We start from the raw sequence: 6,837 nt of genomic DNA on the forward strand, positions 1-6,837 counted from the left end.
CCGGTCACGGCAGTCTGACGCAGGCGGGCGGCGCGGCCGGCGCGCCCGTCGCGCTGCTCGGCGCGCCGGACCTGCGCAATCCCGCCAAGGTGCAGGACGAGACCCACGTCGTCTTCGACATCGCGCCGTTTGAAGGCGCGCACGGCTATCGCGTGCAGATCGGCCGCGATGCGGGCCTCTACGACATGATCCGCGATCAGCGCAGCGACTCGCCGCACGTCGATGTGGGCGCGCTCGACGACGGCACGTATTTCGTGCGCCTGTCCGCGATCGACGCGAACGGCCTCGAAGGCATGCCGTCCACCTACGCGTTCGAGCGCCGCCGCCTCTCGCTCGGCGTCACGGCCGGCCGTATCGACGACTCGCGCGACTACGCGTTCCGCTGGTTCGTCGATCGCGGCGCGCAGAACACGCGTTTTCGCTTCGTGCTGGCGAAAACGGAAGATCTGCGCGCGCCGCTCGTCGACCGCACCGATCTCGACGGCGGTGAAGCCGTCGTGCGCGATCTGCCCAAGGGCACCTATTACTGGACCGTGATCGCCGAGCAGTTCGAGGGCGGCCGCTACTACCAGAAGGCCAGTCCGGTCCAGTCGTTCCGGCTCGACTGGTGACGCAGACGCGCATGAGCGTGAGCCCGCCCACGCCGCTCGGCCGTCCGGTCGGGCGGCGTTTTCTGTTCGAATGGGCGGGCGTGGCGTGCACGGGCATCCTCGTCGTGCTGCTGAGCGTGCTGGGGCAGTGGACGCTCGGCGCCGATCAGCTCGTCTACGACCGCCTGCTGACGCTGCGTGATCAGCCGGTCTCGCCCGACATCGTGATCGTCGAAATCGACAATGCGAGCGTGGCCGCGCTCGGCCGCTGGCCCTGGCCGCGCAGCGTGCATGCGCAGGTGGTCGACCGGCTCGCGCAGGCGGGCGCGGCGGCCGTGGTCTACGACGTGCTGTTCACCGAACCGTCGATCGACGACGTGCGCTTCGGCGAAGCGCTGCGCAAGCGACCCGCGTATCTCCCCGTTCTGCTGTCGCCCGCCGACGAAACCGACGGCGGCCGCCGCACGGTCGACCAGCCCGTGGCGCAGCTTGCGCAGGCGGCGGCCGGCATCGGTCACATCAATCTCGAAGTCGATACAGACGGCATCGTGCGCAGCGTCGCGCTGTTCGAGGGCGACGACAAGCAGCGCTGGCCGCAACTGATGGTGCCGCTGTGGCGCGCGGTGCGCAGCGGCCAGGTCACGCTCGCGCACGCCGCTTATCCCGCCGACGCCGCGCGCCGCGACGCCAGCCTGCTACACGCGGGCGGCCCGCAAAGCGAGGCGCGCTTCCTGCTGCCGTTCAGCGCGAACGTCGAGCACTACCGCAAGGTGTCGTTCGCCGATCTGCTCGAAGGACGCGTGTCGCCCGACCTGCTGCGCGGGCGCGTGGCGCTCGTGGGCGTGACGGCGTCGGGGTTGTACGACCGCTTCGCCACGCCGCTGTCGGGCACGCTCGGGCCGCTGCCGGGCGTCGATATCCACGCGCTCGTGCTCGATACGCTGCTCAACGGCACCGCCATCGAACCGGCCGGCCCGCTGACCGTCGTGCTGGCTTCGCTGCTGCCGCTCGCGCTGCTGCTGGCCGGGTTTCTGGTGTTCGCGCCGTTGCGCACGCTGCTGTTGCTGCCGTTTCTGGCGCTGCTCTCGCTGGCCGCGAGCGCGGCGCTGCTCTACGGCGCGCGCATCTGGCTCACGCCCGTGCCGGCCATCGTCGTGCTGGCCGCGGTGTATCCGCTCTGGAGTTGGCGGCGTCTCGAAATGACGATGGCGTATGTGCGCAAGGAATTGCAGCAGCTCGCCGACGAACCCTACCTGCTGCCCGAGGCGCCCGCGCCCGGACGCGAGTACGCGGGCGACGCGCTGGCGCAGCAGATGGCGCTGATGGCGCAGGCCGCGCAGCGCTTGCAGGACATGCGCCGCTTCGTCTGGGACAGTCTCGATTCGGTGCCGGAGCCCTTGCTGGTCGCCGACCTGCGCGGCATCGTGCTGATCGCCAATCACGCGGCGCGCGCCTATTTCGCGCGCCTGAACGTGGGCGCGTTCGAGGGCCGCTGGGTGCAGGACGTGTTCGGCGACCTCGCGCTCGTCAAGCCGATCGATCCGAATCCGGAGACGCTCGCCTTCGCGCATGCGCACTGGCCCGCGCCGCTCGATCCGGCGCGCGGCGAATTCGCGCAGTTGATGGAGCGCGGCGTGGAAGTGCGCGCGCGCGACGGCAGCGACTATCTGCTGCGCTACGCGAGCTGCACGAACGCGCAGGGCCAGGCGGTCGGCTGGATCGCCGGTCTCGTCGACGTGACGGCGCTGCACGACGCCGAGCGTCAGCGCGAAGATGCGCTGCGTCTGCTTTCGCACGACATGCGCTCGCCGCAGGCGTCGATCGTCGCGCTGGTCGAGACCGAGCGCGAGCGCGGCACGCTGGCGGCCGCGCCGGTGCGCGAGGTCATGGACCGCATCGAGCGCTACGCGCGCCGCTCGCTTACGCTGGCCGACGACTTCGTACAACTCGCGCGCGCGGAATCGCAGGTCTACGCGCTGGAGCCCACGAGCCTCGCCGAACTGATGATCGACGCCAGCGACGAAGTGTGGCCGCAGGCGAGCGCGAAGCGCATCCAGATCGAGACGGCGTTCGAGGGCGACGAAATGGGCTGGATCAACGCCGACCGTTCGCTGATGACGCGCGCGCTCGTGAACATCCTGAACAATGCGGTGAAGTACAGCCCGCCGGACACGCGCATTGTCTGCAGCGTCGCGCTCGCGCAGAGCCAGCCGCCGCGCGTGATCTGCTCGATCCGCGACCACGGCTACGGCATTCCGCTCGAAGATCAGGCGAAGCTGTTCGAGCCGTTCCGGCGTTTTCACGCGGGCAAGCGGCCCGAGGTTAGCGGCGCTGGGCTGGGCATGGCGTTCGTGAAGACCGTCGTGACGCGCCACGGCGGCGAGGTCCACGTGGAAAGCGAGCCCGACAAGGGCACCACGTTGACGATGTCGCTGCCCGCGCTCGATGCGCCGGAATCAGCGCTGGAGTAGCACAGAAGTCAGCGCAGAAATAAGCACGGATTGAGCGCGCAATGAGTGCGCGTTTTACCGGGACGCAGCGCCGCGCGCCGCGCCCGGACGATGAGAAGCGATGAGATGCCGCCGGCGTGGGCCGGCCAGAATTCCGATGGAGTATGTCCCGTGAAGATCCCGATGACGATCTGCGCCCTGATGATGGCGGGCGCGCTGACAGGTTGCGTGAACACGAGCGCCGACGTGCGCGCGCAAGGCGGCCTTGCCGAAACCGGTGCGCCGGGCGCGAGCTACCGTTTCGCGCACACGCCGGCTCAGGAAGCGCTGTCCGCACAGAGCCCGCAATCCGGCGCCGATGCGCCGCTGTCCGCCGAGCCGATGCTGCGCGCGGCGCTGGCGCAGCGCGGTTTCGAAGAAGCGCCGCCGGTTCAGCCGGGTGCGTCCGATACGGCGCGCTATCTGGTGTCGGCGGCGTGGGCGTCGCGGCCCGCCGATGTCACCGTCGCGGACGGTCATTGCGTGGGCGGCTGCGTGCCGGCGCAAGCGCCGTCGCTCCCGTGGTTCGGCCATCCTTACGTGCACTCGCTGACGCTGCGCTTCTTCGCGCTGCCCGACGGCCACGAAGCCTACAAGGTGAGCGCGGTCAAGCGCGACCGTAACGCCGACGCGCAACAGGCGCTGCCGTATCTGGTCGCGAGCGCGCTGGCGCAACTGCCGTACGCAGGCGCGGCGCAATGGCGCGTGACGATGAAGCCGCATGCGGGTGCGCAAAACGAAGCGCAACACGCGAATCCCGCGATGCCCGACGTGATCTCGGTAAAGCCGCAAGCGCAGTGACGTAAGACCGCTGCGCACGCGAATCGGCTTTCGCGTGCTGCGGCAACGGACAGCGGGCGGTCCGCTTCGGACTTTAGCCCTTGTTTTGCGGGTCGCCGGACGCGTCGACCGTTTGCGCCGCGTCCGGCCAGCGGTTTTCGTAGACGCACTCGCCGAGCGCCTTGCGCTCCGCCCAGCGCTCCATTTCGAGCATCGGCCGCGGATAGAACTCCGCAACATGGCCGACGCAGAGAATCGCCACCGGTTTCGCGCCGGGCGGCATGCCGAGCAGCGCGTGCACTTCGTCGACGTCGAAAATCGACACCCAGCCCATGCCGAGCCCTTCTGCGCGCGCCGCGAGCCACATGTTCTGGATCGCGCAGGCCACCGACGCGAGGTCCATTTCCGGCAGCGTGCGGCGGCCGAAAATATGCGCTTCGCGACGATCCATCAGCGCGACGACGAGCAGTTCGCCGCACTCGCGCATCCCCTCGACCTTGAGCTTCATGAACTCTTCGCGACGCTTGCCGAGCGCGTCGGCGGTCGCGAGGCGCTCGCGCTCGACGGCGTCCTGCAACTGCGCGCGCACGGCCGCGTCGGTGATGCGCACGATGCGCCACGGCTGCATGAAGCCGACGCTCGGCGCGTGATGCGCGGCGTCGAGCAGACGCGTCATCGTCGCCGGATCGACGGGACCGGGCGCGAAGTGGCGCATGTCGCGCCGCTCGTAGATCGCGCGGTAGACCGCCGCGCGTTCGGCTTCGTCAAAGGGCTGTGCCATGGAAAAGTGCGGCTGCGAAGGCCGGATTGGAAGGCCAGTAGGCGTGCATATAAGTCGCGACGATGGGGCCGTGCCGATAGACCGGCTCGCCCGCCGCGCCGGTGTGCGCGTGGCGCGCGTGCAGCTCGGCGTCGAGCGGCGTGCTCACGCGCGAGTAGTGGAACGTGTGGCCCGTGACCGTGCCGTGGCGCGCGCTGTCGAGGCGCTGCATGCCGAGCGCGGCGAAGCGCTTTTGCATGACTGCCGCGCCGGGCAGCAGGCCGAGCATCGGCGTGGACGCGCCGTCGGCGGACGTGAGCGTGTCGAGCAGATACAGCATGCCGCCGCATTCGGCGACGAGCGGTCGCTGCGCGGCGACGTGCGCGCGCAGCGACTGCGCGCTGCGTGCGTTGGCCGCGAGCGTGGCCGCGTGCAGTTCGGGATAGCCGCCGGGCAGATAAATCGCGTCGGCGTCGGCGGGCGCGGCTTCGTCGGCGAGCGGCGAGAAGAAGCTCAGGCGCGCGCCCAGCGTTTCGAGCAGCGCGAGATTCGCGGGATAGATGAACGAAAAAGCGGCGTCGCGCGCGATCGCGATGTGCAGGCCGTCGAGCAGGCGCGGCGCGCTTGCGTCGTCGGAATCACTATTGGATGCAGCGTCGGGCAGCGTGAATTCGACGGCGGGCGGCAACGCGGCGAGCGCGGTGGCTTCGAGCGCGTCGGCGGCGCGTTCGATGCGCGCGTCGAGGTCGCCGATTTCGTCCGCGCGATGCAGGCCCAGATGACGCTCGGGCAGCGCGAAGGCCGCGTCGCTGGCGACGTGGCCGAGCCAGCGGATATCGGCGGGCAGCGCTTCCTGCAGCATCTGCGCGTGGCGCGGCGAGCCGACGTGATTGGCGAGCACGCCGTGAAACGGCACGTCGGCGCGAAAGCGCGCGAGGCCGAACGCAATCGCGCCGAAGGTCTGCGCCATCGACTTCGCGGAGATCGCGGCGGCGACCGGCACGCCGAACGTGGCGGCGAGATCGGCGCTGCTGGGCGTGCCGTCGAACAAGCCCATCACGCCTTCGATCAGGATCAGATCGGCTTCCTGCGCGGCTTGCGCGAGCAGCGCGCGGCAGCCCGTTTCGCCGACCATCCACAGGTCGAGCGAGAACACGGGCGCGCCACTCGCGCGCTCGAGAATCATCGGATCGAGAAAGTCGGGGCCGGTCTTGAACACGCGCACGCGTCGCCCGGCGCGCCGGTGCAGACGCGCGAGTCCCGCCGTGAGCGTGGTCTTGCCCTGGCCCGAGGCGGGCGCGCTGATGAAGAGCGCGGGGCAGGCCACGTGCGCCGCCGTTTCCGTCTTCGTCTTCGTCTTCGTCGCCGTCGCCGTCGCCGTCGCGTTCATCGCGTCAGAACTCCACGCCCTTTTGCGCCTTCACGCCTTGCTCGCGATACGGATGCTTCACGAGGCGCATTTCGGTGACGAGGTCGGCGGCTTCGATCATTTCATCGGCGGCGTGACGGCCCGTGACGACGACGTGCTGCATCGGCCCGCGCGCGGTCAGCACGCCGAGCACTTCGTCGAGCGGCAGATATTCGTACTTGAGCACGGTGTTCAGCTCGTCGAGGATCACCATGCCGTATTCGCCGCTCTCGATCATGCGTTTCGCGGCGTCCCAGCCTTTGCGCGCGGTGGCGATATCGGCGTCGCGGTTCTGCGTGTTCCAGGTGTAGCCGTCACCCATCGTGACGAAGTCGCAGTGCGCGACGCTGGCGAGAAAGTCGCGTTCGGACGTGTGCAGCGCGCCCTTGATGAACTGCACGACGCCGAGCTTCATGCCGTGGCCGAGCACGCGCACGGCCATGCCGAACGCCGCCGTGCTCTTGCCCTTGCCGTTGCCGGTATTGACGATCAAGAGGCCTTTTTCGTGCGTCGCGGCGGCCTGTTTCTTCTCGTGGCCTTCGCGGCGGCGCTGGGTCATGCGTTGGTGCGATTCCGGGTCGGTTTTCATCGTCGCGAAGCGTCCTGTTGTGAATGCGGTAAGTGTCGTGTGATGCGTGTTCTTGCGATGCCTGCGATGCGTGCATCAGCTTCGTGTATCGGGCGCGATGGCGGCGAGCGCCACGGTCACGCCGTCGAGCGCAAGCTTGCCGCGTAGCAGCGCGCCGCCTCCGGCCGCGAGACGCGCGCACGGTTCGCACACGCCCGGCACGCCGAAACGCGCCAGCGCCG

At 69.4% G+C, this 6,837-nt stretch carries 6 protein-coding genes and 1 pseudogene; 3 read left to right on the plus strand and 4 right to left on the minus strand.

Features of this window, described 5'->3' with window-relative positions:
* The 3 genes and pseudogenes from G3N97_RS34915 to G3N97_RS34925 form a co-directional block, all read left to right on the plus strand.
* Positions 1-611, plus strand: a pseudogene (locus G3N97_RS34915) (peptidase M23); the annotation flags it as partial.
* A gap of 11 nt (positions 612-622) precedes the next feature.
* The gene (locus G3N97_RS34920; RefSeq protein WP_205997403.1) at positions 623-3,061 is read left to right on the plus strand and encodes a CHASE2 domain-containing protein; all 2,439 of its coding nucleotides are present in this window, start codon (positions 623-625) and stop codon (positions 3,059-3,061) included.
* Between the two features lie 150 nt (positions 3,062-3,211).
* A complete protein-coding gene (locus G3N97_RS34925) occupies positions 3,212-3,880 on the plus strand; it encodes a DUF4136 domain-containing protein (protein WP_205997404.1) in 669 nt (222 codons plus the stop codon).
* A 73-nt stretch (positions 3,881-3,953) separates the two neighbouring features.
* Here G3N97_RS34925 and bluB read toward each other — a convergent pair whose 3' ends face one another.
* From bluB to G3N97_RS34945, 4 genes are all read right to left on the minus strand, one after another.
* Complete coding sequence (gene bluB, locus G3N97_RS34930) at positions 3,954-4,640, minus strand: 5,6-dimethylbenzimidazole synthase (RefSeq protein WP_205997405.1); 687 nt, start codon at positions 4,638-4,640, stop codon at positions 3,954-3,956.
* A complete protein-coding gene (locus tag G3N97_RS34935; protein WP_205997406.1) occupies positions 4,624-6,009 on the minus strand; it encodes a cobyrinate a,c-diamide synthase in 1,386 nt (461 codons plus the stop codon). Before G3N97_RS34935 ends, bluB begins: the two co-directional genes overlap by 17 nt.
* Before the next feature lie 4 nt (positions 6,010-6,013).
* A complete protein-coding gene (gene cobO, locus G3N97_RS34940) occupies positions 6,014-6,616 on the minus strand; it encodes a cob(I)yrinic acid a,c-diamide adenosyltransferase (RefSeq protein WP_065059618.1) in 603 nt (200 codons plus the stop codon).
* 75 nt (positions 6,617-6,691) lie between these two features.
* Positions 6,692-6,837: cobalamin biosynthesis protein (locus tag G3N97_RS34945; RefSeq protein WP_205997407.1), on the minus strand; the 146-nt coding region annotated here is incomplete at its 5' end.

Source organism: Paraburkholderia sp. Ac-20347 (assembly GCF_017104805.1).
In the GTDB taxonomy this organism is placed as follows: Bacteria; Pseudomonadota; Gammaproteobacteria; order Burkholderiales; family Burkholderiaceae; genus Paraburkholderia; species Paraburkholderia tropica.

What these genes read in the sequence shown, in the direction of transcription:
- G3N97_RS34920 (WP_205997403.1), top strand. Translation starts at nt 623, where the DNA reads ATGAGCGTGAGCCCGCCCACGCCGCTCGGCCGTCCGGTCGGGCGGCGT.
- bluB (WP_205997405.1), bottom strand. Translation starts at nt 4,640, where the DNA reads ATGGCACAGCCCTTTGACGAAGCCGAACGCGCGGCGGTCTACCGCGCG.
- G3N97_RS34935 (WP_205997406.1), bottom strand. Translation starts at nt 6,009, where the DNA reads ATGAACGCGACGGCGACGGCGACGGCGACGAAGACGAAGACGAAGACG.
- cobO (WP_065059618.1), bottom strand. Translation starts at nt 6,616, where the DNA reads ATGAAAACCGACCCGGAATCGCACCAACGCATGACCCAGCGCCGCCGC.